Origin of the sequence: Nonomuraea sp. GTA35 (genome assembly GCF_041950525.1) — a bacterium.
GTDB lineage: Bacteria > Actinomycetota > Actinomycetes > Streptosporangiales > Streptosporangiaceae > Nonomuraea.
In genome coordinates, this window is record NZ_JBGNUV010000004.1 from 70,874 (window position 1) to 96,183 (window position 25,310).

Below are 25,310 nucleotides of genomic sequence, written 5' to 3' on the forward strand. Positions count from 1 at the left end.
CGTAAAGACCTGGCCGATATTCGAGGACGTGCCCACATGCTGCGCCTTTGCCCGCGCGGGGCGATCTTCACTACCCGGGATGCCGGGTAGGGAACGACCAGGTTTCGGACGGGGCCGCTATTCGCAACATAGCGGACATCCGAATGTCATGACAATATGCCATAGTCACGAGGTGAGCTCCGTCCCTGGAGGTGCTGTTGTACGACCTGATCACGATCGGCCGCTCCGGCGTCGACGTCTACCCGCTGCAGACCGGTGTCGGCCTGGCCGACGTCGAGACCTTCGGCAAGTTCCTCGGCGGCAGCCCCACCAACGTCGCCGTCGCCGCGGCCCGCCACGGGCTGCGCTCCGCCGTGATCACCGGCGTGGGGGCCGACCCCTTCGGCGACTACGTGCGGCGGGCGATCCGCGGCTTCGGCGTGGACGACGCCTTCGTACGCACCATCGAGGGCCGCCCCACGCCCGTGACGTTCTGCGAGATCTTTCCCCCCGACCACTTCCCGATCTACTTCTACCGCGGCGAGCGCCCGCCCGACCTGCAGCTCACCCCGTCCATGCTCGACCTCGCGGCCATCGCCGGCGCGGGGCTGTTCTGGTTCTCGCTGACCGGGCTGAGCCAGGAGCCGAGCGCCGCCGCCCACGCCGCCGCGCTCGCGGCGCGCACGTCCGGGCTGACGGTGTTCGACCTCGACTACCGGGCCGTGCTGTGGGAGTCGCGCGAGGCGGCCCACGAGGCGGCGCGCCGCAGCCTGCCGCTGGCGAACGTGGCCGTGGGCAACCTGGAGGAGGTGGAGGTCGCCGTCGGCGTACGCGATCCGGAGGCCGCCGCCCAGGCCCTGCTCGACGCCGGCGTACGGCTGGCGATCGTGAAAATGGGCCCGGAAGGGGTTTTCGCGCGTACCTCTGGGGAGAGCGCTCTGGTGGAGCCCATGGAGGTGAAGGTGGTCAACGGGATCGGCGCGGGAGACGCGTTCGGCGGCGCCCTCTGCCTCGGCCTGCTTCGCGGCTGGCCGCTGGAGCGCACGCTCCGCTTCGCCAACGCGGCAGGCGCCTTCGTGGCCGCCCGCCTGGCCTGCGCCGACGCGATGCCGTCCACCTCCGAGGTGGAAGACCTGCTGAACGGGGCGCGCTCTTGAGCGACACCACGCTGTCCAGATCGGCGGACTACGAGCGGCTCACCCGCATCCGCGCCACCCAGCCCGAGGAGATCGCCGCGGCCGCGGCCCGCCGGCAGCGCCGCGGGCTGCCGGCCGAGGGCGAGCGGCTGCTGATCATCGCCGCCGACCACCCGGCCCGCGGCGCCCTCGGCGTACGCGACCGCCCCCTGGCCATGGCCAGCCGCGTCGACCTGCTCGACCGCCTGCGGGTGGCGCTGTCCAGGCCCGGCGTCGACGGCATCCTGGCCTCCCCCGACGTGCTGGAGGACCTCCTGCTGCTGGGCGCCCTGGAGGGCAAGCTCGCCTTCGGCTCCATGAACCGCGGCGGCCTGCAGGGCTCGGTCTTCGAGGTGGACGACCGTTTCACCGGCTTCGACGCCGCCTCCATCGACGCCATGCGGCTCGACGGCGGCAAGATGCTCTGCCGCATCGACCCGTCCGACCACGCCACCGTGACCACGCTGGAATCCTGCGCCCGCGCGGTCACCGAGCTGGCGCGCAGGCGGCTGCTGGCCATGGTGGAGCCGTTCTGGTCGCTGCGCTCGGAGTCGGGCGCCCTGCGCAACGACCTGTCGCCGGACGCCGTGATCCGCGCGATCAGCGTCGCCCAGGCCCTCGGCGTCACCTCGGCCTACACCTGGCTGAAGATCCCGGCGGTGGCCGAGATGGAGCGCGTGATGGCCGCCACCACGCTGCCCGCCCTGCTCCTCGGGGGCGACCCGCCCGACATCGACGCCGCCTACGCCGACTGGCACCGCGCCCTGAGCCTGCCCGGCGTGCGCGGCCTCGTCGTGGGCCGCGCCCTGCTCTACCCTCCGGACGACGACGTGGCAACCGCGGTGGACGGCGCCGCCGCACTGGTACGAGAGGCTCGTGCATGACTCACCTTCCGTACGGCAAGACCGCCAGCGGCCCCTGGTCGGTCGAGATCACCCCGTCACTGGCCGGCTGGACGTACTCGGGCCTGCGCATCGCGGACCTGACGGACGCCCCGCTGTCCTTCGACACGGGCGAGGAGGAGATGCTCGTCCTTCCCCTCGCCGGCTCCTGCACGGTCACGATCCCCGGCGAGACGTTCGTGCTGACGGGCCGTCCCTCGGTCTTCGACGGCCCCTCCGATTTCGCCTATATCCCGATTTCTACGCATGTGACCGTCGAGGGGGCGGGCCGCATCGCGTTCCCCTCGGCCCGGGCCACCCGCGCGATGCCCCCGCGCTACGTGGCCGCCGCCGAGGTGGCCGTGGAGATCAGAGGCGCGGGCCAGGCCACCCGCCAGGTGAACAACTTCTGCTCCCCCGACTCCTACCAGGACTGCGACAAGCTCATGGCCGTCGAGGTCCTCACCCCGTCGGGCAACTGGTCGTCCTACCCACCGCACAAACACGACACCCCGGGCGAGGGCGAGGCGGTCCTGGAGGAGATCTACTACTTCGAGGTGGCCGACCAGGGCATCGGCTACCAGCGCGTCTACTCCTCCGAGCGCGGCCACATCGACACCCTGGCCGAGGTCTCCTCGGGCGACGTGGTGCTCGTCCCGTACGGCTACCACGGCCCCTCCATGGCCGCCCCCGGCTACGACCTGTACTACCTGAACGTCCTGGCAGGCCCAGCGGAGCAACGTTCGATGGCGTTCTGCGACGATCCCCGCCACGCCTGGATCCGCTCCTCCTGGGACGCCCAGTTCATCGACCCCAGACTGCCGTTCGGGAGGACTCCGTGATCCGTTTGACCGTCGCGCAGGCGGTCGTGCACTTCCTGGCCCGCCAGTGGAGCGAGCGCGACGGGGTGGAGCGCCGGTTCTTCGGCGGTTGCGTCGGCATCTTCGGCCACGGCAACGTCGCCGGCCTCGGCCAGGCGCTGGCCACGTCCACCGAGGACCTGCCCTACCGCCTCAGCCGCAACGAGCAGGCCATGGTGCACACCGCCGCCGCCTACGCCCGCGCCTGCAACCGGCTGGCCACGCTCGCCTGCACCACCTCGATCGGCCCCGGCGCCACGAACATGATCACCGGCGCGGCCGGCGCGACCATCAACCGCCTGCCCGTGCTGCTGCTGCCCGGCGACATCTTCTCCACCCGCGCCGCGAGCCCGGTGCTCCAGGAGCTGGAGGACCAGCGCTCGTACGACATCTCCGTCAACGACTGCTTCAAGCCGGTCTCCCGCTACTGGGACCGGATCAACCGGCCCGAGCAGCTGCCGAGCGCGCTGCTGGCCGCCATGCGGGTGCTCACCGACCCGGCCGAGACCGGCGCGGTGACGCTGGCGCTGCCGCAGGACGTGCAGGCGGAGGCGTTCGACTGGCCCGACGAGCTGTTCGCCCGCCGCGTCTGGCACATCCCCAGGCCGCGCCCCGAACGCGCGGCCCTCGCCCGCGCCGCCGAGCGGATCAGGTCGGCCGCCCGGCCGCTCATCGTGGCCGGCGGCGGCGCGATCTACAGCGAGGCCACCGCGCAGCTCCAGGCGTTCGCCGAGGCGTGCGGCATCCCGGTGGCCGAGACGCAGGCGGGCAAGGGCGCGCTCCCGTACGGTCACCCGCTCGCGCTCGGCGCGATCGGCGCCACCGGCACCACGGCCGCCAACGCGCTGGCCCGCGAGGCCGACCTGGTCATCGGCGTCGGCACCCGCTACAGCGACTTCACCACCGCCTCCCGCACGATCTTCGCCCCCGATGCCGCGTTCCTGAACCTCAACATCACCGGCTTCGACGCCGCCAAGCTCTCCGGCCTGCAACTGGTCGCCGACGCCCGCGAGGGGCTGAGCGACCTGGCCGAGGCGTGCGCGGGCTGGAGCACGCCGGCCGCCTACCGCGAGCGCGCCGCCGAGCTGACCCGGGCCTGGGACGCGGCCGTCGACGCGGCGTACGCGCTGGAGGGCTCGCCGCTGCCGCAGGCCGCCGTCATCGGGGCGGTCAACGCGGCGGCGGGCGACGACGGCGTGGTGGTCTGCGCGGCCGGATCGATGCCCGGCGACCTGCACAAGCTCTGGCGGCCCAGCGGCCCGGGCAGCTACCACGTCGAGTACGGCTACTCCTGCATGGGCTACGAGATCGCCGGCGGCCTGGGGGTGAAGCTGGCGGCGCCGGAGCGCGAGGTGTTCGTGCTGGTGGGCGACGGCTCGTACCTGATGATGGCCCAGGAGCTGGTCACCGCCGTCTCCGAGGGCGTCAAGCTGGTCGTGGTGCTGGTCGACAACTCCGGGTTCGCCTCGATCGGGCGGCTGTCGGAGAGCGTCGGCGCCGAGCGGCTCGGCACCGCCTACCAGCGCCGCGACGGCGGTCCGCTGCCGGTGGACCTGGCCGCCAACGCCGCCAGCCTCGGCGCCACCGTGCTGCGCCCGGAGACGGTCGCCGACCTGCGCAAGGCGCTCGACACGGCCCGCTCGTCCGCCGAGACCACGGTGATCTACGTGCGCACCGACCGGCTGGCCGACGACGCACCGTCCTCCGAGGCGTGGTGGGACGTGCCCGTGGCGCAGGTGGCGACGACGAGCGCCACGTACGCGGCGCGGGAGACGTACGAGGCGGGCAAGCGCTCCCAGCGCCCCCACCTGACCCCGCCCGCCTGATCAGGGTTGCCCCCGATCACCCTGGGGAACGCCACTGACCAGGCATGATCGGGGGGAACGGGATGAGGCCGTGGCGGCTGCTGGGGTGGTTCGCGGTCATCGCGGTGGCCTGCTTCTGCCTCTACCACGTGCGTACGGTGGCCATCTCGATCATCATCGGCGTCTTCCTGACCGCGCTGCTGCTGCCCCCGGCCCGCTGGCTCAGGTCACGCGGGCTGGGCAGGGCGGCGGCCACCACGATCGTCTTCGTCGGCGGGCTGCTGGTGGCCGGCGCGGTGATCGCGCTGGTGGTCCCGCCCACCGTGGCCAGCGTGTCGGAGCTGCGGGCCAGCGTCGGCAAGGTGCTCGACGACCTGCACGACCTGACGGCCAGGCTCGGGCTCGACGACCGGCAGCTCCTCACCCAGGCCAGGGACTACCTGTCGGGCCAGAGCCGCCAGATCACCACCGGGGCGCTGGCCGGGGTCAGGACGGTCGGCGAGATCGTGGTCGGGGCGGTCCTGGCGATCATCCTGTCGGTGTACTTCGTGCACGGCGGCGACCGGCTCTTCCGCTGGCTGGTCGAGCTCCTGCCGGCCACCGCCAGGCCGCGCGTGACCGAGACCGGTGGCCTGATCTTCTCGGTGATCGGCCGCTACATCCACGGGGTCGCGCTCGTGGGGCTGGTGGACGCGTTCTTCATCGGGATCGCGCTGTGGATCCTGGGCGTGCCGGTGGCCCTGCCGCTGGCGGTCCTGACGTTCGTGGGGGCGTTCCTGCCGGTGGTGGGGGCGTTCTTCGCGGGGCTGCTGGCGGCCGTGGTGGCGCTCGTGGCCAAGGGGTGGCTGGTGGCGCTGATCGTGGTGGCGGTGACCCTCGCGGTGCAGCAGATCGAGGGGCACGTGCTGGCGCCGCAGATCTACGGCAAGGCCCTCGACCTGCCGGGCGCCGTCATCCTGGTCGCGATCACGGTGGGCAGCGTGATCGCGGGGATCGCGGGCGCGTTCCTGGCCGCCCCGGTGACCTCGGTCATCGTCGCGCTGCTCCGCCACCCGCGCTCCGCCTGAGCCCTACAGGAGCAGTTCCAGCTCCAGCTCGTGCCTGATCGGGATCCCGTCGGACTCGGCCGGGATGTCGGGCTTGATGGCACGCACCCGATCCATGGCGTTCCTGTGCAGGGCGACCAGGTCGAAGCCGTAGCGCTGGTAGAAGCTGCCGCCCCAGCTCTCGGTGATGACGCGGGTGACCACGGGCAGGTCGCCGGGACCGATGTCGCGCACGGAAATGTCCATGACCGTCATTATGAGAGCCATGCGATGGATCACGTTCGACTGTTTCGGAACCCTGATCGACTGGCGGCACGGCATCCGCACCAGCGCCGAGCTGGTCGCGCCGGGGCAGGGGGCGCGGCTGCTGGAGGCGTACAACCGGCACGAGCACGCCGTCCAGGCCGAGTCTCCCGCCATGCGCTACCGCCACGTACTGGCCGAGGCGCTGCGCAGGGCCTGCGAGGAGGAGAAGGTGGAGCTCGGCGCCGACGACGCCTCGGTGCTGGCCGCGACGCTGCCGTACTGGCCGGTGTTCCCCGAGGTGGGGGCCGAGCTGTCGGCGCTGCGCGAGGCGGGGTGGCGGCTGGCGCTGCTGACCAACTGCGACCGCGACCTCATCGCGCAGACGCGGCGGCGGCTGCCGGTGCCGTTCGAGGCGGTGGTGACGGCCGAGGACGCGGGCGCGTACAAGCCGTCGGACGCGCACTTCGAGCTGTTCAGGAGCTCCTACGAGCCGGAGGTGTGGGTACACGCGGCCCAGAGCTACTTCCACGACATGGAGCCCGCCCACCGGCTGGGCGTGCCCCGCGTGTGGATCAACCGCCACGGCACGCGGCCGTCCGACCCGTCGATCGTGCCGCACGTGCAGCCCGACCTGAGCGGGCTGCTCGCGGCGGTCGAGGCGGCCACGGGCTCCTAGAGAGCCCGCTGCTCCAGCACGTCGGCGATGCCCGCGAGGAACGAGTCCACGTCCGCGATGAGGTAGCCGGCCCTGAACATCACGGTCGAGAACTTCGCCTCCCGCACCTCCTTGGCCGTCACCGGGTAGTCGGTCGTGCCGCGCAGCGTGGCCACGATGCGGTCGAGGAAGGCGTCGATCTCGTCCTCGTTGTATCCGGTGCCCATCCGGCCGGGCCGGAACGCCACCCGCTCGACCCGCGCCGCCTGCGTCTCGAACCACTGCTCGCGCAGCATCTCGCCGGTGGGCTCGGCCATGGCCAGGCGGATGGGCCGCTTGGCCTGGGCCTCCAGCGCCACCACGAACGCCTCCAGCGCGAAGTCCACCGCGGTCTCCTGGTAACCGCCGCGTCTCGCGCGGAACGTGGCCGTGCGGACCTCGTCCGCGGTGACGGGCTCCAACAGGTGCGAGCCTCTGCCGAGAGTCGATTCGATCCGCCCGATCAGGGCGTCCACTTCGACGGGGTCATAGCCTGAACGCATACCCATGACGCGCGGAAAGCGGTTCAAGCCTCACTCCTCTGGGGGGTTCTTCGTGCCGGGGGTCCCTCCATTGTCGGACCTTTATGCCGACCCTGCGACCCGAGATATACCGTTACAGGATCATGCGTCTGTCCAACGTCTCCTTCCGTTACCGAAGACGTGATCCTCTCGTCATCGAAGACGCCGACGCCCGCCTCGCCCCCGGCGACGTGATCGAGCTGACCGGCGTCAACGGAGCAGGCAAGTCCACCCTGCTCCGCCTCCTGGCCGGCCTCGCCAGGCCGACCACGGGCACGATCGCCGACCGGCCGCCGGTGGTCGGTTTCGCCCCCGACCGGTTTCCGGCGGGACAGCCGTTCACCGTCACGGCGTACCTGCGGCACATGTCCCGCGTACGCGGTGGCGCCCGCTGGGAGCCGTGGATCGAGCGCCTGAACATGGGGCACCTGCTCGCCACCCCGCTCGCCGACCTGTCGAAGGGCAGCGCGCACAAGGTCGGCCTGGCCCAGGCGCTGATGGCCGAGCCGGGGCTGCTGATCCTGGACGAGCCGTTCGCGGGCCTGGACGCCGACACGCGGGAGGCGCTGCCCTCGATCGCGACGGAGGTGGCGGGGCGGGGCGGGATCGTCGTCGCCAGCGACCACCAGGGCGGCATGCGAGGGTTGCCGGAGCTGCGCCACTGGTCGATGGTGGACGGTCACCTCAAGGAGGGCACCGCGACGCCCCTGCCCACGACCCCAGCCCGGGCCACCGTGGCCGTCACGCTGCCGGCCGGCGAGGTGCCGCGGTTCCTGGCGAGAATGCGCGAGGAAGGCTTCCAGGCCCGCGAGATCGACGGCGCGGCTCAGGCCCGCGAGCCCGAGGAGGCCCGATGATCGCCCTGGCCGTCTTCCGCCTGGCCGCCTACGTGCGCTCGCATCGGGTGTACCAGGCGCTGCTGCTCACCCTCGCCCTGCTGGCCATCGTCCACGGCAGCCGGGCGCCGAGAGGCGCCGAGGCCACCGTGCTGGTGGACGGCGCCGTGCTCCTCGTCCCCGTCCTGGCCTGGGCGGCCAGGAGCCTGCTCGACACCGAACCCGACCGGCAGCGCGAGATGTCGGCGATCCAGGTCGGCGGCCGAGGCAAGGAGGTGGTGGCGGGGCTGGTGGCGGCCTTCACGGCGTGCGCGGTGTTCGCGGCGCTCGGCCTGCTCTGGGCCCTGATGGTCGGCGTCTCCGGGTCCCCGCCGTCCGGCGTGCTCCTCGCCGCGCTCGTCCTGTACGTGCTCTCCGCCCTGGCGGGCACCGCACTCGGCGCCCTCACCAGCCGCGCCGTCCTGCCGTCGCCGGCCATCTCGATCATGAGCCTGCTGCTCGGCTTCCTGGCGATGCTGCTGCTGAGCTCGACATCGATGTACTGGCTCACGGTGCCGCTCATCTCGTGGATGAAGGCCGCCAACTCCGGCGAGCTGCTCGGCGCGTTCCCCGAGCTGGCCGCCATCTCGCTGGCGTGGTGCCTGATCGGCCTGGCAGCGTACGGCTGGCTCCGCCGGCGGTCATGACGGACGGCCCGACCCCGGCCGAGCCCGCGACCGGCCACCAGAACGTAACGGCCGAGCCCGTGACCGGCTACCCGGCCGTACCGCGTGAGCCCGGCCGTGCCGCGTGAGCCCGGCCGTGCGCGTCGCCGCTACTCGGCGGCGGCGAGCTGCCCGCAGGCGCCGTCGATCTCCCGCCCGCGCGTGTCGCGCACGGTCACCGGCACCCCGTGGAACTCCAGCCGCCGCACGAACGCCCGCTCGTCCTCCGGCCGCGAGGCCGTCCACTTGGAGCCGGGCGTCGGGTTGAGCGGGATCAGGTTCACGTGCACGAGCTTGTTCTTGACCAGCTTGCCGAGCAGGTCGGCCCGCCACTCCTGGTCGTTGACGTCCTTGATCAGCGCGTACTCGATCGACACCCGCCGCTTGGTCCTGGCCGCGTACGCCCAGGCGGCGTCGAGCACCTCGCTGACCTTCCAGCGCGTGTTGATCGGCACCAGCGTGTCGCGCAGCTCGTCGTCCGGCGCGTGCAGCGACAGCGCGAGCGTGACCGGCAGCCCCTCGTCGGCGAGCTTGCCGATGGCGGGCACCAGCCCCACGGTGGAGACCGTGACGCCCCGCGCGGAGATGCCGAGCCCGTGCGGCGCCGGCTCCACCAGGCGGCGCACCGCCCCGATCACCTGCTTGTAGTTGGCCAGCGGCTCGCCCATGCCCATGAACACGACGTTGCTGACCCGCCCGGGCCCGCCGGGTACCTCACCGGCGGCCAGCGCGCGGGCTCCGGCCACGACCTGCTCGACGATCTCGGCGGTGGACATGTTGCGGGTGAGCCCGGCCTGCCCGGTGGCGCAGAACGGGCAGTTCATGCCGCATCCGGCCTGTGACGACACGCACATGGTGACCCGGTCGGGGTAGCGCATGAGCACCGACTCCACCAGCGCCCCGTCGAACAGCTTCCACAGCGTCTTGCGGGTGGTGCCGCGGTCGGTGGTCTGCTCCCTGACCGGCGTGAGCAGCGTGGGCAGCAGGGCGGAGAGCTTCTCCCTGGCCGCCGCGGGCAGGTCGGTCATGGCCTGCACGTCGGTGGTGTGGCGCTCGAAGTAGTGGCGCGAGAGCTGGTCGGCGCGGAAGGCCTTCTCGCCCAGCTCCGTCACGGCGGCCCGCCGGTCGGCCATCGACAGGTCGGCCAGGTGGCGTGCGGGCTTGGCCCGCCGCGGCGCGACGAAGGTGAGCTGACCTGGAGGCTGGGACACTGTGCTGCCTTTGCTAGCTTGAGGGGTTTGCGACCAGGGTAATCAACGTTCGGATCGGAGGTGACATTCCTGGTCTCACTACGGCTCGCGTCTTGGTCGCCGCCCGATCTACAGTCATCTCGTATGGCGATTTTTCGGTCGGCATCCGGCGAGGGACGCACCGAGGTCGTGCTCGCCGCCGGCAACCCGTACGGGAGCCGGACGCTCGTGGTCGAGCGGGACGAGGACTCCTCGGTAGCTTACCTGTGCTCGCCCGACGGCACGGTCCACGGAGCCGTCTGGCTGGCCAACCATCGCCCCGCCCCGGCCGTCGTCGACCTGGCGCGGATCAACTCCGGCCTGCCGCCGCTCATGCCCAGGGCCAACACGCTGCATCCCGACGGCCGGCGGCCGCTCGGGCAGCTCAGCCCGCTGTGGTTCGAGGAGGGCGACGGCGTGGCGCTGTACGAGGACGACGAGCTGCTCGCGGTCATCCCCGGCTGGGCCGACATGAGCAGGGGCATGCCGGGCTACGCGCGCGACGCGGTGGGCGAGTCGCCGTTCGCCTGGGCGCTGTCGGAGGCGCTCGAAGGGCTGCGCCCGCGGATCTCGAACGCCAGGTCCTACTGGCGCTGGCGGCACAGCGAGGGGTCGTGGCCGTCGTTCCAGCAGTTCGTGATGGGCCATCTGGACCGGGTGCTGGGGCCGGCGGGCCGGTACTGGGACGCCAGCGGCGAGCGGCTGCCGACGGTCGGCATCACCGAGCGGCCGCCGCACGGCGAGCGCGGCTTCACCGTGCTGTCCACGGTGGGGATGAGCTGCCAGCGCATGCCGACGGTGGAGCAGTGGATCGACAAGCCCGGCGCGTACGCCAGGATCGAGCTGGCCGTGGCCACCCGCGACGACCCGAAGGACGCGGCGCTGCTGCTGGTGTGGTTGTCGCAGTATCCGTGGCACTCGGTGACGTGGCTGGGTCACGGGCATACGGCGAAGTGGTATCACGAGCCTTCGACGTTCCCGCTCGGCCCGCAGTACTCGGGTGTCCTGATGCAGGCCAACCCGGGCCACATGCCCGACATGTCAGGGTTCGCGTTCGGGGGCGAGATCGTCCGGTGGCTCTGGCTCTCCCCCGTCACCACGCAGGCCCTGCAGGCCCACTAGGTCAGAAGAACAGCGTCATCAGCAGCCAGACCGGCACCAGCGTGGTCACCAACGAGTCCAGCCGGTCCATCAGCCCGCCGTGCCCCGGCAGGATCGTCCCCATGTCCTTGATGCCGAGGTCACGCTTGATCATCGACTCGACGAGGTCGCCCACGGTCGCCAGCAGCGCCGCCAGCGCCCCGATCAGCGCGCCCTGCCAGAGCTGCCCGTCCAGCAGCCACGTCACCAGCCAGGCTCCCACCGCCGTGCACGCGACGACCGAGCCGGCCAGCCCCTCCCAGGTCTTCTTCGGGCTGATCACCGTGAGCTGGTGCCTGCCGAACAGCACCCCCGCGACATACCCCCCGATGTCGCTCGCCACGGTCACCGCGATGAAGATCAGCACCCGGTGGTTGCCGTCGTCCGGATACAGCATCAGGGCCACGAACGCGCTCAGCATCGCGGGGTAGAACAGCGTGAACACCGACGCCGAGGCGTCCCGGACGTAACCGTCCGTCCCGTCGCTGAACATCCGCCAGATCAGCAGCACGAACGCGAACACCGCGAACGTGGCCAGCAACCACCGCGGCCCGCCCCAGTACGCCCCCACCTGCATCGCCACCAGGCCCGCCAGCACGGGCGCGGCAGGGACCTTGATGTCACGGGTGGCGAAGGCCTTGACCAGCTCCAGCACGCCGACGCCGACAGCGCCCGCGACCACCAGGAGGAACAGCTCCTTGATGGTGTAGACGGTGCCGAGGACCAGCCCGGCCAGGACCAGGCCGACCGCGATGGCGGCGGGCAGGTTCCTTCCGGTACGGCTGCCGCCGCTCGAGCTGGTGCCAGCCGTACGTTCTTCCACAGACTTCTCCAAGAGCCACGGCCCCCGCCGCCGGGGCGAGGGCCGTAGGTGACTCGCTACCTGCGGCGGAGCGCTCCAGGCGACCCGCCGTACGGCGCGCCGCTCAGACCTCGAGCAGCTCGGCTTCCTTGTGCTTGAGCAGCTCGTCGATCTTCGCGACGTGCTTCTGCGTGAGGTCGTCGAGCTCCTTCTCGGCCCGCCTGACCTCGTCCTCGCCCGCCTCGCCGTCCTTGATCATCTTGTCGAGGGTCTCCTTGGCGGAGCGACGGATGTTGCGGATCGACACCTTGGCGTGCTCGCCCTTGCTCCTGGCGACCTTGATGTACTCCTTGCGGCGCTCCTCGGACAGCTCCGGGAACGTCACGCGGATCACCTGGCCGTCGTCGGTGGGGTTGACGCCGAGGTCGGAGTCGCGGATGGCCTTCTCGATCGCGCCCATCGAGCTCTTGTCATAGGGCTGGATGAGGATCATGCGCGCCTCGGGCACGTGGAAGGACGCCAACTGCTGGATCGGCGTCGGCGTGCCGTAGTACTCGGCGTGGATCTTGTTGAACATCGCGGGGGTGACCCGGCCCGTACGGATGCTCGCGAAGTCCTCCTTCGCGACCGATACGGCCTTGTCCATTTTTTCCTCGGCTTCGAGGAGGGTTTCGTCGATCACAGCGGCTCCCTGTCTTCTAGCTGGCGGTGTCGGGCTCGCTCCGTCATTTGCCTGCGGGACTCACCAGCGTGCCGATTTTCTCACCGCGTACCGCTCGCAGGATGTTGCCCTCGCCCATCAGGTCGAAGACCACGATCGGCAGATCGTTGTCCTTGCACAGGCTGATCGCGGTGGCGTCCATGACCGCGAGGTCGCGCAGCAGCACCTCGCCGTAGTCGAGGTGGTCGAACCGGACCGCGTACGGGTTCTTGCGTGGATCGGAGTCGTAGATCCCGTCCACCTGGGTGCCCTTGAGCAGCGCCTCGGCGCCGATCTCCAGAGCCCGCTGGGACGCCGCGGTATCGGTGGAGAAGAACGGCGAGCCGAGCCCCGCGCCGAAGATCACCACGCGGCCCTTCTCGAGGTGCCTGATCGCGCGGCGCGGCAGGAACGGCTCGGCCACCTGCTGCATGGTGATGGCGGTCTGCACGCGGGTCTCCACGCCCCGGCGCTCCAGGAAGTCCTGCAGCGCCAGGCAGTTGATGACCGTGCCGAGCATGCCCATGTAGTCGGCCCTGGCCCGGTCGATGCCCCCCTGCGACAGGGTCGCGCCGCGGAACATGTTGCCGCCGCCGACCACGACCGCGACCTGCACGCCCTCCTTGACCGCCTCGGTGATCGAGTCGGCCAGGTGATCGACGACCACCGGGTCGATGCCCAGCGGCTCGCTCCCGGCGAACGCCTCTCCCGAAAGCTTCAGCATCACCCGCTTCCACCTCAGGTGGTTGTGCGGGTTCTGTGGATCTTGAGATGAGGAAGCCGCCGTCCGTGTGGATTCGTGGGCTGACTCCCGGTGGTCCTGCACGGCGGCGGCCTCCTTCATTCGGTGGATCGTTGAGCTGGCAGCTTGCCTAAGCCTAAGCCTGACCGACCTTGAAGCGGACAAAGCCGAGGACCTCGACGCCGTTCTCCTCGGCGTACTTGCCCACGCTCTTCTTGTTGTCCTTGACGAAGGCCTGCTGCAGCAGCGTGAAGTCCTTGTACCAGCCGTTCACGCGGCCCTCGACGATCTTGCCGATGGCGGCCTCGGGCTTGCCCTCCTCGCGGGTCATCTCCTCGAAGAGCTTGCGCTCCTTCTCGACGACCTCGGCGGGGACGGACTCGGCCTTGAGGTACTGCGGCGCCATCGCGGCGGCGTGCTGCGCGATGTCCTTGGCGACCTCGGCGTTCGGCTTGTCGAGCTGCACCAGCACGCCGACGGCCGGCGGCAGCGCCGGGTCGGTCTTGTGCATGTACGCGCCGACGTAGCCGCCCTCCAGCACCGCGAAGCGCCGGATCTCGATCTTCTCACCGAGCGCGGCGTTGGCGGTGTCGAGGTGCTCCTTGACGGTCTTGCCGCCGAAGGAGGACTCGAGCAGCGCCGCCACGTCGGCCGGCTTGGTCGCCAGCACGTGCTCGACGACCTGGGCGGACAGCTCCTGGAAGCGCTCGCCCTTGGCCACGAAGTCGGTCTCGCAGTTGATCTCCACCAGCGCGGCGGAGGAGTCGCCGTCCTGCTTGAGCGCGACCAGGCCGTTGGAGGCGGTGCGGGACTCGCGCTTGCCCACGTCCTTGGCACCCTTGAGGCGCAGCAGCTCGACGGCGCGGTCGAAGTCGCCCTCGGACTCCTCCAGCGCCTTCTTGCAGTCCATCATGCCGGCAGCGGTGATCTCGCGAAGCCGCTTGACGTCGGCCATGTTCACGGAAGCCATTGCTCTTTTTCCTTGTGGGATTTCGTCGTCGTCATCGTGGGTTCGGGCGGGAGCCGGGATCCGGCTACCCACCCTGGGTTGTACGGCAGGCGCCCCGCCGTACAGGAGCCTTGTCTTGCTCGGGGCTCGGGCCGGCCCGGCTTCGCTGCTGCTTCGCTCGGCATACTGCCCAGCCTCGCCTCGGCGTACCACCTCGGCTCGGCATCGCCCAGCGATCTCACCTCGGCACACCACCTTCGGCCCGTCCGGACCCTCACCCCGGTGAGCGCCCGCCGCGCCGCACCGCGACATCGTCCCGGCCCGGCCCAGCGCCCGCTTCGCCGTGGCGAGAGGCTTTCACCCTGATTGCGAGGAGACCGCGCTTCGACGCCACACCCCTGCCTACAAGCCTGCAGGAGACGAAGAGGCCGGTCTCGGGGCGCCGGGCCAGGAGACCCTGACCTCGCCGCCACCTCGCCCTGGCCTGGACTACCGTCCGAGGTCCCGGAGCGGCCCGCGCGGCGTGCCGTCCTGACTCAGCCGTTTGCCGAGCCGGGACGCCTACCTTGCCTGACCGCCCACCCGAGACCCGCAGCCACCCGGTGGTTTGCCATATTCAGCTGTACGTCGCCTTGCTCACTCGCTCGCCCGAGCCTTGCTCACTCGCGCACCCGCCGAGCCGTGCTCGCGCACCCGCCGAGCCGTGCTCGCGCACCCGCCGAGCCTTGCTCGCTCGCCGGCCGGCAGTCCAGCCGGACGTGGCGGCGGCGACCTTCGCCATCGCTCCGGGGGACCGCGGATCCGCCCTCAATCGGGACAGAGGAAGACCCGTGGTACCCCCGTACGCGTCGGACGTCAGGCCTGCTGCTCGGTCTCGCCCTCACCAGCGGTCTCGGCCTCGGCCGGAGCAGCGGCCTCCGCCGGAGCGGCGTCCTCGGCCGGAGCGGCAGCCTCGGCCGGAGCAGCCTCGGCAGCGGCGCCCTCCTCGGCGGCGGCCTCAGGAGCGGCAGCGGCCTCGTCGGCCGCGCGCTCGCCGGTGCCCTGCTCGATGAGCTCGCGCTCCCACTCGGCCAGCGGCTCGGCGGCGGCCGGCTTCTCGTCACCGCGGGCGGCGCCGGAACGCGCCATCAGACCGGCGGCGACACCGTCGGCGACCACCCGGGTCAGCAGGCCGACGGCGCGGATGGCGTCGTCGTTGCCGGGGATCGGGTAGTCGACCTCGTCGGGGTCGCAGTTGGTGTCGAGGATCGCGACGACCGGGATGCCAAGCTTCTTGGCCTCGCTGATCGCGATGTGCTCCTTCTTGGTGTCGACGACCCACACGGCGCTGGGCACGCGGCCCATGTCGCGGATACCGCCGAGCGTGCGCTCCAGCTTGTCCTTCTCACGCCGGCGCATGAGGAGCTCCTTCTTGGTGAGCCCCGAGCCCGCGACGTTGTCGAAGTCGAGCTCCTCGAGCTCCTTCAGACGCTGCAGCCTCTTGTGCACGGTGGAGAAGTTGGTGAGCATGCCACCCAGCCAGCGCTGGTTGACGTACGGCATACCGACCCGCGCGGCCTGCTCGGAGATGGCCTCCTGAGCCTGCTTCTTGGTGCCGATGAACAGGATCGTGCCGCCGTGCGCGACGGTCTCCTTCACGAAGTCATAGGCGCGGTCGATGTACGACAGAGACTTCTGCAGGTCGATGATGTAGATGCCGTTGCGCTCGGTGAAGATGAAGCGCTTCATCTTCGGGTTCCAGCGCCGAGTCTGGTGACCGAAGTGAACGCCACTCTCGAGCAGCTGTCGCATGGTGACGACGGGGGCCATGTGCTGGTCCTCCAGGTCTGGGCGCCCTGCGGATGGGCGCGGTTCTCGGTTGTGCCGCGACAGCGCGTTGTCTGCCGCCCTGATGCCCCGAACCCGCTCCCGCCGGGCACATGGCCCGGACCGATGGCGCGGTCCGCAATGGGGCATGCGAAGTCGGCCTGTGGTCACAGGCCATCGAAAAGTCTACCTCCCACACCACCCCAGGCTGACCGTCTACGGTCAAACGGACATCCGCCCCTACCCGGACACCACCGCCCACTCATGGCCCGAAACCCCCGATCACCACAGAAGCCCCCCGAGTCTTCTCCGTCACGCGGTACTGCTGGGACGACCACACCAAATCGGCGGCCATCCCCGCGAACAGACATACCCCGCTCGAACACCACCCACAACACCCGTCACCAGCGCATCCATCCCGAAGCGAGGCAACCCCACCCTCCTCCGGACCCAGCCCTGCTGCGGACCCAGCCCTGCTGCGGACCCAGCGCAAGGACCCCGCCCACCCGGTCTTGGATGATCCAGTCGTGGATGACCCAGCCTGGGAGGCACCACGCCGGCATGCGCCGCACCGCATGCGCCGGCTCCCGGGGGGCACCGGCTCCCGCACGCCCCGGCTCTCCCGTGCACCCAGCCCGTACGCACTCGGGCCCATCACTCACTCGGAGGCCAGGCGAGCATCGTGGTCTTCGGTAGGCAACCCCGGAACCACCCTCGCCGCGACCGGGAACAGATTGACCTGCGCTTCCACCAGCCTGGCCCCCTCAGGCGCAACCTCCTCACTCCGATCCCGGGCGAAGTACGGCTCAAGCAACTTCTCGATCTGACGGTTCAGCTCCGCCAGCTCCCCGGCGTCCACCCGGAGGCGGTGCCGGTTGAAGAGCGTCACATCACGCCACTCTTCAGACTCCAGGTCGGAGCTCGCCAGAGCCCGATCCGCCTCCTCGTTCGCATCCCGCCGGATCGCCGTGATCAGCAGGACCTTGGCCGCCCGTACCTCCGGCTGATCATCGGGCCGCACGCCGACGCTCAGCGGCCGGTCCACCCCCCGCCACAGCCGCTCCCTGCCGTCCCCTCGCGGCGGCGCGTCCTCGACGAACCCGTACTTGGCCAGCATCCGCAAGTGATAGCTGGCGGCGCTGGGCGTGATCCCCGCGATCTCCGCCACTTCGGTCGCGGTGGCACTGCCCTCCACCCGAAGCCTGTTGAGGATCATCAATCTCGCCGGATGAGCCAGCGCCCGCATCGCCTTGGGATCGCTGAGCCCCTCGCTGTCCTGCGTCATGCGCCAAACGTACCCATCCCGAGACGTGAAGTATTGCCTTCATAACTATGAAGCGTTACCTTCACAGTTATGAAGCATTCCTTTCACAACTCCGCCGACCCTGCCCCCACACCATCCCTCACCACCCCGAGCAGCGAAAACAGCCTCACGCCCACCCCCGCGCGCACCTCCCAAACATCCACCCCGAATCCCCCCACCGCACCCACAGCCACCCGCATCACCGCCACCCCGGCCCAACCCCCGACCGATCCCACCGCCGATCCACCAGCCCCGCCGGTGACGAACACCACCGTCTCCACCTCAACCCCGCAGGCGACGAACACCACCGACTCCACCTCAACCCCGCCCTCGACCAGCCCTCCTCCCCTCCGGAAACAACGCGACTACCGCCTCCTCTGGACGGCCCGCACCATCTCCGTCACCGGCTCAGAGGTCTCCAAGCTGGCCATCCCGCTGACCGCGGTCACGCTGCTGACCGCCTCCCCATCCCAGATGGGCATCCTGACTGCCGCCGCTTCGGTCCCGGTCCTCCTGTTCGGCCTCCAGTCGGGTGCCATCGCCGACCGGCTCACCCGCCACCGCCCGCTGATGATCGCCTGCGAACTCGTCTCCTGCGCGGCCGCGGCCACGATCCCCATCGCCTGGCTGCTCGGCGTGCTGAACGTCGTCTGGCTGATCGCCGTGGCCCTGGTGATCGGCACAGCCGGAGTGCTCTTCAAGGCCGCGAACTTCCCCCACCTCGCAGCGGTGGTCGATCCGTCCCAGCGAACGGAGGCCATGGCCGGCTTCCACGCCTCCTACTCGGTGGCATCAGTCAGCGGCCCCGGTCTGGCGGGCCTCCTGGTGCAACTCCTCACTGCTCCCCTGGCCGTACTTGCCGAGGCGTTCGCGTTCCTGACCTCGGCCCTCTTGCTGCGCACCATCAGAACCCCGGAGCACAACACCCCCGCGGCCTCCAAGAGCATGTGGCGCGATGTCGTAGAGGGCCTGAAGACCAGCGTCACCCATCCGGTACTGCGCGCGCTCCTCGGAGCCGGCGTCACGATCAACTTCTTCGCCATGGCGTACACAGCCGTCTACATGCTCTACATGCTGAACACCCTCGGCATCCCCAAGGCCCTGATCGGCGTCCTCATCGCCCTGAGCGGCGTCGGCGGCCTACTCGGCGCCTGGCTGACGGCACGCTTGGCGAAGCGCTACGGCGAGAACCGCGTCCTGCTCGTCTCAGTGATCTTCTTCCCCATCGAGATCCTCGCGGTAGGCCTCCTGACCGGCCCTCTGTGGTGGAAGCTCTCGCTCCTCGCTCTCACCAGCACGATCACCGGCGGCATCGTCGTCGCCTTCGCCACCTGCATGGGCGCGATCACCCTCCGGGAAACCGCCCCGGAGCTCCGCGGCCGAGTGAACGCCACGACGACCTTCGCCGTCCAGGGTGTCCTGGCCCTGGGCGGCCTCGCCGGCGGCTTCCTGGCCGAACTGCTGGGCCTACGCCCCGTAATCCTCATCTGCGCAGCAGGCATAGCCCTCAGCACCATCTGGATCTGGACGTCCCCGCTCCGCCCGCATCACCGTCGCCCCCTCCTGCCCCGCACCCCGGACGCCCCCGCCCCATCGTTCGCCCAGTCCACCGCCCACCTGACCGAAACCAAGCGCCATTCCCCGCGCTGATTCACCGCCCCACCTCAGCCACGAACGCGCCCCGATCACGCCGCCGCCACACCACCCCTCAACCCCTTCTCCACCCCCACCGTCCCCCTCCCGCTTCCGCACCCCGTCATCCCGATCTCAAGATCCACAACGAACCATCCCCTGTCTCCAGTGCCCCCGCAGCCCACCACCGCTCATCCCAAGACCCGCAACCCCCACGCTTCGCCCAGAACCCGCAACCCCCCACGCCTCGCCCAAACCCACAGGCCTCCACGCCGCACCCAAAACCCCACCACCCCGCATCCCAAGACCTAACTCACCGCCCGGCACCCAAGACCCACAGCCCACCGGCCCCCACTATCCACAGAACGGCGTTCACCCTCTTGCGGCCCTGCCCGCCCCAGCCAAGCTCCCACCATGAACGCCCAGCCCTCGAACGCCCACCCCTCGTTCGCCCACCTCGCATCACCAGCCCAGCACCAATCCCCAAGAGCCCGAGCCCTGAGGAGAGTGGCCTCGACCGTCTCGACACTGCTCATCTCGACGACTCTGATCCTGGCCACCACCCCCGCTCCCCCGGCAAGAGCCTCTCCCCCCACATGGCGCTGGCCGCTCGACGGAACCCCCAGGATCCTTCGCTCCTTCACCCCACCTCCCGAGCCATGGCTCGCCGGCCACCGCGGCATCGACCTCGCTGCACCAGCGGACACCCCAGTCCTGGCAGCAGGCCCAGGCACGATCCGCTTCGCCGGCCCGGTAGCCGGCAAAGGCGTGATCACCATCGATCACGAAGGCGGCCTACGCACGACCTATCTCCCGGTCACGGCCTCGGTACGCCGTGGACAACCCATCACGTCAGGAGCCGAACTCGGCGTTCTCGAGCCCTCGGAGCACCATTGCGAGGAGTCATGCCTCCACTGGGGCCTCCGACGCGACACCGACTACCTGAACCCGCTGCAACTCCTGGGCCACGCCCCCACCCGTCTCCTCCCCTTCTGGCCCTCACCACTACGCACCCCTGCAATCTCCCCCGCCAGAACCGCGGCCCGCGCCCCCATCTCCACGACCGCCACCACCCCACTCGCCCCGGCAACCACCAAGACCGCCCTCATCACCGCCACCAGTGCCGACATCGATCCTGACAACGACTCCCCCACCACCTCATGGGTTTCCTACAGCCCGCACTCCAGCCCCCACCCCAACCCCAGCCCAAGCCCCAACTCCGGCCCAAGCGCCGACTCCAACCACAGCCCCGACTCCGACCACAGCTCCGGCCCTAGTCTCGACTCCAGCCACATACCCATCCCGAGCCCCAGCGCCAGCCCCAGCCTCGTTCCCAACCCCGGCTCAAGCCCCAGTACAACCCCGAGCTTCGACTCAGCCCACATCGCGAGCTCCAGCTCAAGCAACGTGCCTCCCCCGGGACTCCCCACCTGCATCGCCGCCCCTCCTGCCCATCTCCCTCACTGGGCAGGAACGGTCCAGGCGCTACGACGAAGCGCCTCAGCCCAACTCGCCGTCGCCGGCATCGGTCTCGGCGCTCTGATCACAACCGTCCTCCTGATCACGGCCCTGTATCGCAGTCGTCGCAAACGCCGTGCCACAACGCACGCGCGCAGTCGGATGAGGGGCCAGCACCGCAAACGACGGCGACGCAGAAGCAGAAACCAGAAACACCGACCACCAGCCCCACCAAGGCCGCGTTGACCGCCGCCCGCCCTCCTACGCCACCGACGTCGTCAACCACTCACCACGGAACACAAAACGAAAGACCGGCCAGTGCAAGCACGATCGCCCACCCAACCCCCCACCACCACCGGGCCCACCACCCGGCCCCTCCGCCTGGGCCCACCACCCGGCCCTCCACCGGTCCATCCCGGCGGACGGCCGAACCGCCACCGATCACGCCCTCGGATGCGCCTGCCGATAAGCCGCCCGCAGCCGCTCGATCGAGACATGCGTATAGATCTGCGTGGTGTTCAGAGACGCATGCCCAAGCAACTCCTGAACGCTGCGAAGATCAGCGCCACCTTCGAGCAAATGCGTGGCCGCACTATGCCGCAACCCATGCGGCCCCATGTCCGGCGCCCCTTCCACCTGCGCCAACCGCGCATGCACCACCCGCCGCACGGTCCCCGCGTCGATACGCCCGCCCCGTACCCCCAGAAACAGCGCCGGCCCCGTCCCGGCCCGCATCCACAGCGGCCGCCCATGAATGCACCACCGGTCCAAGGCCCGTAGCGCAGGCAGCCCGAAAGGCACCGTACGCTCCTTGCGCCCCTTGCCCAGCACCCTGATCACGTTCCGCTCGCGGTCCACATCGTCGACATCAAGCGCACACAGCTCACTCACGCGCACACCGGTGGCGTACAACAATTCGAGAAGCGCTTGATCCCGCAACTCCTTGGGCTCCGCGGTCGAGGGTGCTGCCAGCACGGCCTCGGCCTGCCGCTGATCGAGCACGGAAGGCAACGTCCGAGGTGACTTGGCACTGCCGAGCAGCAGCCCCGGATCCGCCTGCAGCCAGCCCCGGCGATGGCAGTAAGCGGTGAAGGTGCGGGCACAGGCGGTCCGGCGCGCCAGAGTGGCCCGCGCCTTCCCCGCCGCATGCTGTTCCGCCAGCCACTCCCTGAGCACCCCGATGTCCAGACGCTCAACTTCCCCACCCGTGTGATCGAGCAGGGAGCCGACGTCAGTCAGGTACGCCCGGACCGTATGCGGAGAAAGATCACGCTCAAGCCGCAGATACCGTCCGAACTCGGCCACGACCTCTTCCCGATCCACGCCCGAACCCCCTCCGCATCTCCATCCACACCTAAACTCCCATTACTTCCCAGTCATCCCCAGACACTCACCGCGCCCGCAACGTTGCAACTCAAGGGCCTGCTACGACGACGGTGTCACATCGCGCCCCGCGACCAACCACTTCGCGATGTCCTCGACAACAGCGGGATCGACATGTTGCGCGACCTCGTACTCCTCAGGCGTGGAGACGCCCTCACCAGGAAAGAAGAGGTGGTTGTCGGCGTCATACACCCGGATCGTGACATCGGGACGGTGCGCGAGGCCCGTCCGCCACCCAGAGAGATCATCCGCGACGGTGACCTGATAGTCCCTGCCTCCCTGGAGGATGAGCATCGGCTTGTTCAGAGCCGCCGCGGTCGCGACCGGGTCGTAGTCGCGCAGATCCAGCCAGTACGAAGCCGGCAGGCCGAAGGGCAGCGCCGCAGCCGGTGTCGAGGGCGAGAGTGCGGGGCTGTCGACCATCGCGGCCTGTTCGATGATCCCCTCCACCGCGGCCTCCGGGACGGCACCGGGACTCACCGAGGCGAGGTAGCGCACAACACGCACAGCTGAGCGGTGCATCGGCTGCGTGTCACCCGCCATGATCACCAGCCCTGCCACGGACTCCTCAGCGACGGCCACGCGCGGAGCGACCTTTCCGCCCATGCTGTGGCCCACGACGAAGACCCGTGCAGGGTCCACTTCGGGCAGTCCCCGGAGCAGGCGTACGGCAGCCACCGCGGACGGAACGTACTCGCCGGTCATCGTGAAGCCGGGCGCGGTCACCATTTCTCGATGCGCGTACGTCACCTTGTCGAACCGGAGTACGGCCACACCACGACTGGCCAAACCCCAGGCGAGATCCTTGAGCGGCTTGTTGGGCCCGCTCGTCTCGTCGCGGTCGAACGGTCCCCCTCCACTGAGCAGCACGACACCGGGCCATGGTCCCTCACCGCGCGGCAGGCTCAGCGTGCCCGGCACCGCATGGGCGTCGTCGGCAACGGTGACGTCCTGCTCGGAGAAGCGTTCGGGGTCGGCGTAAGGCGGCGGTTCCCACGGGGCCGCCGTCGCGGGCGCGAGCTGCAGCCCATGCAGGGTGCCGGCCTCATCGACCACCGCGACCAGGGTGATTCCACCCTGCTGGCATCCGACCGGAACGCTCACCCGCACCAGCCCCGGACCAGCCGCCTCACTCACCGGCTGCCCGACGACGGACACCCCGCCCCGCTTGCCGATCTCGCCGAGCCAAGCAGTCTGCATCATGTCCGCGGACACGGCCGCCCGCAGCGGCGGAGCGAACAGCTCCTCGATCTCCCCGAAGCGCCCCTCTCCCGCCAGCTCCACGACCGAGACAGCGACCGCACCGGGCTCACGTGCTACTCCCATGCCCCCTCACCTTTCTCATCGATGAGAAAGGTAGCAGATATGAGATCATAAGCCCATGGACCCATTGGAGCTCCTGGCCCATCCGGTACGGCTGCGCGTCGTTCACGCGATGCGCGGCGGCCGCATGCTGACCACCTCTCAGTTGTGCGCGCGGATCCCCGACGTCTCCAAGGCCACGCTCTACCGGCACATCGATCTGCTGGCGACCGAGGGCGTCCTGGAGGTGGCCGAGGAGCGGAGAGTGCGGGGAGCGGTGGAGCGCCGCTACCGCCTACGCCAGGACCTGGCGGTCATCGACCCTGCCATGATCGAATCGCTGTCGCCCGACGACCATCGGCGCGGTTTCGCCACGGCCATGGCCATCCTGCTCGCCGAGTTCAACGCCTATCTCGACCGAGATGAGGCCGACCCGGTGGCGGACCTCGTCGGCTACCGGCAGCACGCCATCTGGCTCAGCCACGACGAACTGCACGACCTGATCAGCGAGCTACGCGCCGCCATCGCGCCCCGGCTCGCCAACCCATCAGCCCCCGACCGCACGCAATACCTGCTCAGCCCGATCCTGTTCCCGATCGAGGCACCATCCCCACCCCTCAGGAACGACATGGAAGCGGAAACCGACACCAATTAACGAACCTCTCGCCAGGTGTCGGCTTCGTGCTGCGCGTTCGCGTGGCAGCGCTCCTGCGCCGGGATGGACTGCCGTGGGGCAGAGGGAAGGTCCTCCGGGCCGGGGAAATCGTCCGGAGGTGGCGGGATTTCGGCAGGGTCCGGTTCTGGGGCGGGTGGGGGTTCCAGGGCTGCGGAGTCGGGGGCCTTGCGGTAGGAGGCCGTCTGTCTGCGCAGGCGCCAGCCCTTCGGGATGCGTTCGACGTAGCCCGCGGCCGCCAGGCCGCCCAGTGCGCTCAGCGTCGCGTCCAGGCTCATGCCGGCTGCCACCGCGATCGACGCCGGGCCCGCGCCGCCTCTGGACGGAACCGCGTCCAGGACTCTCTTGGTCGGCTCGCTGAGCCTGTCCCTGGGGACGGCTGGGGCGCGGATCTGCGGGGCCAGGTCGTCGCCCAGCACGCCCACGAGGTCGATCATGTCTTCTGGCGAGGTTATGCAGACGGCCTTGCGTTCGCGGAGGAGCCTGTGGCATCCGGCTGACATCGCGGACGTGATGGGGCCCGGGACCGCTCCCAGGTGTCTGTTGAGGGACAGGGCGTGGGTGGCCGTGTTGAGGGCGCCGCTGCGGACCGCGGCTTCCACCACCACCGTTCCTCGTGACAGGGCGGCAATCAACCGGTTGCGGATGAGGAAGCGGGCCCTGGTCGGGTGTACGCCGGGCGGGCACTCGCTGATGAGCACTCCCTTCTCCTTGACCTTGGCGAACAGGGACTCGTGCGCGCTCGGATAGCAGACGTCGACTCCGCAGGCCAGGACGACGACCGTCGGCGCGCCGGCGGCCAGTGCGCCCTTGTGGGCTGCCCCGTCCACGCCGAACGCGCCGCCCGACACGACGGTCCATCCTGATTCGCTGAGACCGATGCCGAACTCCGCCGCTATGTGCAAGCCGTACGAGGTGGCGGCTCGGGCTCCGACCACCGCCACGGATTTGAGGCAGGAGAAGCGGAGGTCCGCGTTGCCGTGCACCCAGAGGCCGAGCGGACGGCCGCGGCCCAGCTGGTCGAGCTGGGTCGGCCATTCCGGGCTGCCGGGGATGATCAGTCTGGCGCCGGATCTCTGGCCGGCTTCGATGTCGGCCGCGGGGTTGGCGGCTGCCAGGCGGGTGAACCAGGCGTTCAGGCGGGATGTGAGGTTGGGCGGGCGCTCTTGCTGGGCTTGTCCGGCCACGAACTCCGGGGGCAGGGTGCGGGCGCGGATGGCCTCCACCGCCTGTGGGGCGCCGTACTCGGCCACGAGGCTGCCCATCGTGACGTCTCCGACGTCGGCGGCTCGCATGAGAGCGGCTCTCGCCTCCATTTCCCGCCGGGCTTCGGCTCGAGGGCCGGTCTCCGGTCGCCCAGAGCCCGCCATCCCCGTTTGCGGGGGACGCTGATCAGCCTGACCGCTCATGGACGCCTCTCGGGCCTCGGGTCCCGCTCTGCTCA

The 25,310-nt window shown here is 70.2% G+C and carries 24 protein-coding genes and 1 pseudogene; 12 read left to right on the plus strand and 13 right to left on the minus strand.

From position 1 onward, the window contains the following. The first annotated feature begins 197 nt into the window (after nucleotides 1-197). The 5 genes from iolC to ACBJ32_RS18750 all read left to right on the plus strand — a co-directional run bounded on the left by iolC (nucleotide 198) and on the right by ACBJ32_RS18750 (nucleotide 5,767). On the plus strand, nucleotides 198-1,136 hold the full coding sequence (iolC, locus tag ACBJ32_RS18730; RefSeq protein WP_357875409.1) for a 5-dehydro-2-deoxygluconokinase: 939 nt from the start codon (nucleotides 198-200) through the stop codon (nucleotides 1,134-1,136). Next, nucleotides 1,133-2,038 (plus strand): deoxyribose-phosphate aldolase, encoded by a 906-nt coding sequence (locus tag ACBJ32_RS18735; protein WP_375127823.1) that lies wholly within the window; start codon nucleotides 1,133-1,135, stop codon nucleotides 2,036-2,038. The genes iolC and ACBJ32_RS18735 overlap by 4 nt, the downstream gene beginning before the upstream one ends. Next, nucleotides 2,035-2,877, plus strand: coding sequence for a 5-deoxy-glucuronate isomerase (gene iolB, locus ACBJ32_RS18740; protein ID WP_357875411.1), 843 nt, complete (start codon nucleotides 2,035-2,037; stop codon nucleotides 2,875-2,877). Before ACBJ32_RS18735 ends, iolB begins: the two co-directional genes overlap by 4 nt. After that, nucleotides 2,877-4,721: a 3D-(3,5/4)-trihydroxycyclohexane-1,2-dione acylhydrolase (decyclizing) gene (gene iolD, locus ACBJ32_RS18745; protein ID WP_375128455.1), complete on the plus strand. Its 1,845-nt coding sequence runs from the start codon at nucleotides 2,877-2,879 to the stop codon at nucleotides 4,719-4,721. Before iolB ends, iolD begins: the two co-directional genes overlap by 1 nt. A 62-nt stretch (nucleotides 4,722-4,783) precedes the next feature. Next, the gene (locus tag ACBJ32_RS18750; RefSeq protein ID WP_375127824.1) at nucleotides 4,784-5,767 is read left to right on the plus strand and encodes an AI-2E family transporter; all 984 of its coding nucleotides are present in this window, start codon (nucleotides 4,784-4,786) and stop codon (nucleotides 5,765-5,767) included. A gap of 3 nt (nucleotides 5,768-5,770) precedes the next feature. On the opposite strand, the gene ACBJ32_RS18755 is transcribed toward ACBJ32_RS18750, so the two are convergent. Beyond that, complete coding sequence (locus ACBJ32_RS18755; protein ID WP_375127825.1) at nucleotides 5,771-5,992, minus strand: hypothetical protein; 222 nt, start codon at nucleotides 5,990-5,992, stop codon at nucleotides 5,771-5,773. 19 nt (nucleotides 5,993-6,011) lie between these two features. Between ACBJ32_RS18755 and ACBJ32_RS18760 the strand changes: the two genes are divergently transcribed. Further along, nucleotides 6,012-6,668 carry an HAD family hydrolase gene (locus ACBJ32_RS18760; protein ID WP_375127826.1) on the plus strand — a complete coding sequence of 219 codons (657 nt, stop codon included), beginning with the start codon at nucleotides 6,012-6,014 and terminating at the stop codon, nucleotides 6,666-6,668. Here the strand turns inward: ACBJ32_RS18760 and ACBJ32_RS18765 are convergent. Further along, nucleotides 6,665-7,189: a DivIVA domain-containing protein gene (locus tag ACBJ32_RS18765; RefSeq protein ID WP_357875419.1), complete on the minus strand. Its 525-nt coding sequence runs from the start codon at nucleotides 7,187-7,189 to the stop codon at nucleotides 6,665-6,667. The two genes, ACBJ32_RS18760 and ACBJ32_RS18765, sit on opposite strands and share 4 nt — an antisense overlap. Nucleotides 7,190-7,311: 122 nt before the next feature. On the opposite strand from ACBJ32_RS18765, the gene ACBJ32_RS18770 reads away from it, so the two are divergent. Further along, a complete protein-coding gene (locus ACBJ32_RS18770; RefSeq protein ID WP_375127827.1) occupies nucleotides 7,312-8,064 on the plus strand; it encodes an ATP-binding cassette domain-containing protein in 753 nt (250 codons plus the stop codon). Next, nucleotides 8,061-8,729, plus strand: coding sequence for a hypothetical protein (locus ACBJ32_RS18775; RefSeq protein ID WP_375127828.1), 669 nt, complete (start codon nucleotides 8,061-8,063; stop codon nucleotides 8,727-8,729). Before ACBJ32_RS18770 ends, ACBJ32_RS18775 begins: the two co-directional genes overlap by 4 nt. Nucleotides 8,730-8,857: 128 nt before the next feature. Here ACBJ32_RS18775 and rlmN read toward each other — a convergent pair whose 3' ends face one another. Continuing rightward, the gene (rlmN, locus tag ACBJ32_RS18780) at nucleotides 8,858-9,958 is read right to left on the minus strand and encodes a 23S rRNA (adenine(2503)-C(2))-methyltransferase RlmN (RefSeq protein WP_375127829.1); all 1,101 of its coding nucleotides are present in this window, start codon (nucleotides 9,956-9,958) and stop codon (nucleotides 8,858-8,860) included. Nucleotides 9,959-10,081: 123 nt separating this feature from the next. Between rlmN and ACBJ32_RS18785 the strand changes: the two genes are divergently transcribed. Next, nucleotides 10,082-11,098 (plus strand): suppressor of fused domain protein, encoded by a 1,017-nt coding sequence (locus tag ACBJ32_RS18785; protein ID WP_357875427.1) that lies wholly within the window; start codon nucleotides 10,082-10,084, stop codon nucleotides 11,096-11,098. A 1-nt stretch (nucleotide 11,099) separates the two neighbouring features. On the opposite strand, the gene ACBJ32_RS18790 is transcribed toward ACBJ32_RS18785, so the two are convergent. The 6 genes from ACBJ32_RS18790 to ACBJ32_RS18815 form a co-directional block, all read right to left on the minus strand. Continuing rightward, nucleotides 11,100-11,939: a phosphatidate cytidylyltransferase gene (locus tag ACBJ32_RS18790; protein WP_375127830.1), complete on the minus strand. Its 840-nt coding sequence runs from the start codon at nucleotides 11,937-11,939 to the stop codon at nucleotides 11,100-11,102. Between the two features lie 103 nt (nucleotides 11,940-12,042). Continuing rightward, the gene (gene frr, locus ACBJ32_RS18795; protein WP_357875431.1) at nucleotides 12,043-12,600 is read right to left on the minus strand and encodes a ribosome recycling factor; all 558 of its coding nucleotides are present in this window, start codon (nucleotides 12,598-12,600) and stop codon (nucleotides 12,043-12,045) included. A gap of 43 nt (nucleotides 12,601-12,643) precedes the next feature. Then, nucleotides 12,644-13,342, minus strand: a complete 699-nt coding sequence (pyrH, locus tag ACBJ32_RS18800) for a UMP kinase (RefSeq protein WP_357875433.1) — start codon at nucleotides 13,340-13,342, stop codon at nucleotides 12,644-12,646. A 154-nt stretch (nucleotides 13,343-13,496) separates the two neighbouring features. Further along, entirely contained in the window at nucleotides 13,497-14,330 is an 834-nt protein-coding gene (gene tsf / locus ACBJ32_RS18805; protein ID WP_375127831.1) for a translation elongation factor Ts, read from the minus strand. An 834-nt stretch (nucleotides 14,331-15,164) separates the two neighbouring features. Then, on the minus strand, nucleotides 15,165-16,118 hold the full coding sequence (gene rpsB / locus ACBJ32_RS18810) for a 30S ribosomal protein S2 (protein ID WP_357875437.1): 954 nt from the start codon (nucleotides 16,116-16,118) through the stop codon (nucleotides 15,165-15,167). Between the two features lie 655 nt (nucleotides 16,119-16,773). Continuing rightward, nucleotides 16,774-17,400 carry a helix-turn-helix domain-containing protein gene (locus ACBJ32_RS18815; RefSeq protein ID WP_357875439.1) on the minus strand — a complete coding sequence of 209 codons (627 nt, stop codon included), beginning with the start codon at nucleotides 17,398-17,400 and terminating at the stop codon, nucleotides 16,774-16,776. A gap of 276 nt (nucleotides 17,401-17,676) precedes the next feature. Here ACBJ32_RS18815 and ACBJ32_RS18820 point away from each other — a divergent pair, with 276 nt between their 5' ends. Further along, the gene (locus ACBJ32_RS18820; RefSeq protein ID WP_375127832.1) at nucleotides 17,677-19,068 is read left to right on the plus strand and encodes an MFS transporter; all 1,392 of its coding nucleotides are present in this window, start codon (nucleotides 17,677-17,679) and stop codon (nucleotides 19,066-19,068) included. 396 nt (nucleotides 19,069-19,464) lie between these two features. Next, nucleotides 19,465-19,989: pseudogene (locus tag ACBJ32_RS18825) on the plus strand (M23 family metallopeptidase); the annotation flags it as partial. 230 nt (nucleotides 19,990-20,219) lie between these two features. On the opposite strand, the gene ACBJ32_RS18830 reads toward ACBJ32_RS18825, so the two are convergent. From ACBJ32_RS18830 to ACBJ32_RS18840, 3 genes are all read right to left on the minus strand, one after another. Further along, a complete protein-coding gene (locus ACBJ32_RS18830; protein WP_375128467.1) occupies nucleotides 20,220-20,456 on the minus strand; it encodes a hypothetical protein in 237 nt (78 codons plus the stop codon). 493 nt (nucleotides 20,457-20,949) lie between these two features. Beyond that, nucleotides 20,950-21,831: a tyrosine recombinase XerC gene (locus ACBJ32_RS18835; RefSeq protein WP_375127833.1), complete on the minus strand. Its 882-nt coding sequence runs from the start codon at nucleotides 21,829-21,831 to the stop codon at nucleotides 20,950-20,952. Between the two features lie 102 nt (nucleotides 21,832-21,933). Further along, on the minus strand, nucleotides 21,934-23,217 hold the full coding sequence (locus tag ACBJ32_RS18840; RefSeq protein ID WP_375127834.1) for an alpha/beta fold hydrolase: 1,284 nt from the start codon (nucleotides 23,215-23,217) through the stop codon (nucleotides 21,934-21,936). Nucleotides 23,218-23,272: 55 nt separating this feature from the next. Between ACBJ32_RS18840 and ACBJ32_RS18845 the strand changes: the two genes are divergently transcribed. Beyond that, on the plus strand, nucleotides 23,273-23,848 hold the full coding sequence (locus tag ACBJ32_RS18845; RefSeq protein ID WP_375127835.1) for a helix-turn-helix domain-containing protein: 576 nt from the start codon (nucleotides 23,273-23,275) through the stop codon (nucleotides 23,846-23,848). Here the strand turns inward: ACBJ32_RS18845 and dprA are convergent. After that, complete coding sequence (gene dprA, locus ACBJ32_RS18850; protein ID WP_375127836.1) at nucleotides 23,845-25,161, minus strand: DNA-processing protein DprA; 1,317 nt, start codon at nucleotides 25,159-25,161, stop codon at nucleotides 23,845-23,847. The two genes, ACBJ32_RS18845 and dprA, sit on opposite strands and share 4 nt — an antisense overlap. Nucleotides 25,162-25,310 lie beyond the last annotated feature (149 nt).

What these genes read in the sequence shown, in the direction of transcription:
- iolB (WP_357875411.1), top strand. Translation starts at nt 2,035, where the DNA reads ATGACTCACCTTCCGTACGGCAAGACCGCCAGCGGCCCCTGGTCGGTC.
- ACBJ32_RS18750 (WP_375127824.1), top strand. Translation starts at nt 4,784, where the DNA reads ATGAGGCCGTGGCGGCTGCTGGGGTGGTTCGCGGTCATCGCGGTGGCC.
- ACBJ32_RS18755 (WP_375127825.1), bottom strand. Translation starts at nt 5,992, where the DNA reads ATGGACATTTCCGTGCGCGACATCGGTCCCGGCGACCTGCCCGTGGTC.
- ACBJ32_RS18760 (WP_375127826.1), top strand. Translation starts at nt 6,012, where the DNA reads ATGCGATGGATCACGTTCGACTGTTTCGGAACCCTGATCGACTGGCGG.
- ACBJ32_RS18765 (WP_357875419.1), bottom strand. Translation starts at nt 7,189, where the DNA reads ATGCGTTCAGGCTATGACCCCGTCGAAGTGGACGCCCTGATCGGGCGG.
- ACBJ32_RS18770 (WP_375127827.1), top strand. Translation starts at nt 7,312, where the DNA reads ATGCGTCTGTCCAACGTCTCCTTCCGTTACCGAAGACGTGATCCTCTC.
- ACBJ32_RS18775 (WP_375127828.1), top strand. Translation starts at nt 8,061, where the DNA reads ATGATCGCCCTGGCCGTCTTCCGCCTGGCCGCCTACGTGCGCTCGCAT.
- ACBJ32_RS18785 (WP_357875427.1), top strand. Translation starts at nt 10,082, where the DNA reads ATGGCGATTTTTCGGTCGGCATCCGGCGAGGGACGCACCGAGGTCGTG.
- pyrH (WP_357875433.1), bottom strand. Translation starts at nt 13,342, where the DNA reads ATGCTGAAGCTTTCGGGAGAGGCGTTCGCCGGGAGCGAGCCGCTGGGC.
- tsf (WP_375127831.1), bottom strand. Translation starts at nt 14,330, where the DNA reads ATGGCTTCCGTGAACATGGCCGACGTCAAGCGGCTTCGCGAGATCACC.
- rpsB (WP_357875437.1), bottom strand. Translation starts at nt 16,118, where the DNA reads ATGGCCCCCGTCGTCACCATGCGACAGCTGCTCGAGAGTGGCGTTCAC.
- ACBJ32_RS18815 (WP_357875439.1), bottom strand. Translation starts at nt 17,400, where the DNA reads ATGACGCAGGACAGCGAGGGGCTCAGCGATCCCAAGGCGATGCGGGCG.
- ACBJ32_RS18840 (WP_375127834.1), bottom strand. Translation starts at nt 23,217, where the DNA reads ATGGGAGTAGCACGTGAGCCCGGTGCGGTCGCTGTCTCGGTCGTGGAG.
- ACBJ32_RS18845 (WP_375127835.1), top strand. Translation starts at nt 23,273, where the DNA reads ATGGACCCATTGGAGCTCCTGGCCCATCCGGTACGGCTGCGCGTCGTT.
- dprA (WP_375127836.1), bottom strand. Translation starts at nt 25,161, where the DNA reads ATGCGAGCCGCCGACGTCGGAGACGTCACGATGGGCAGCCTCGTGGCC.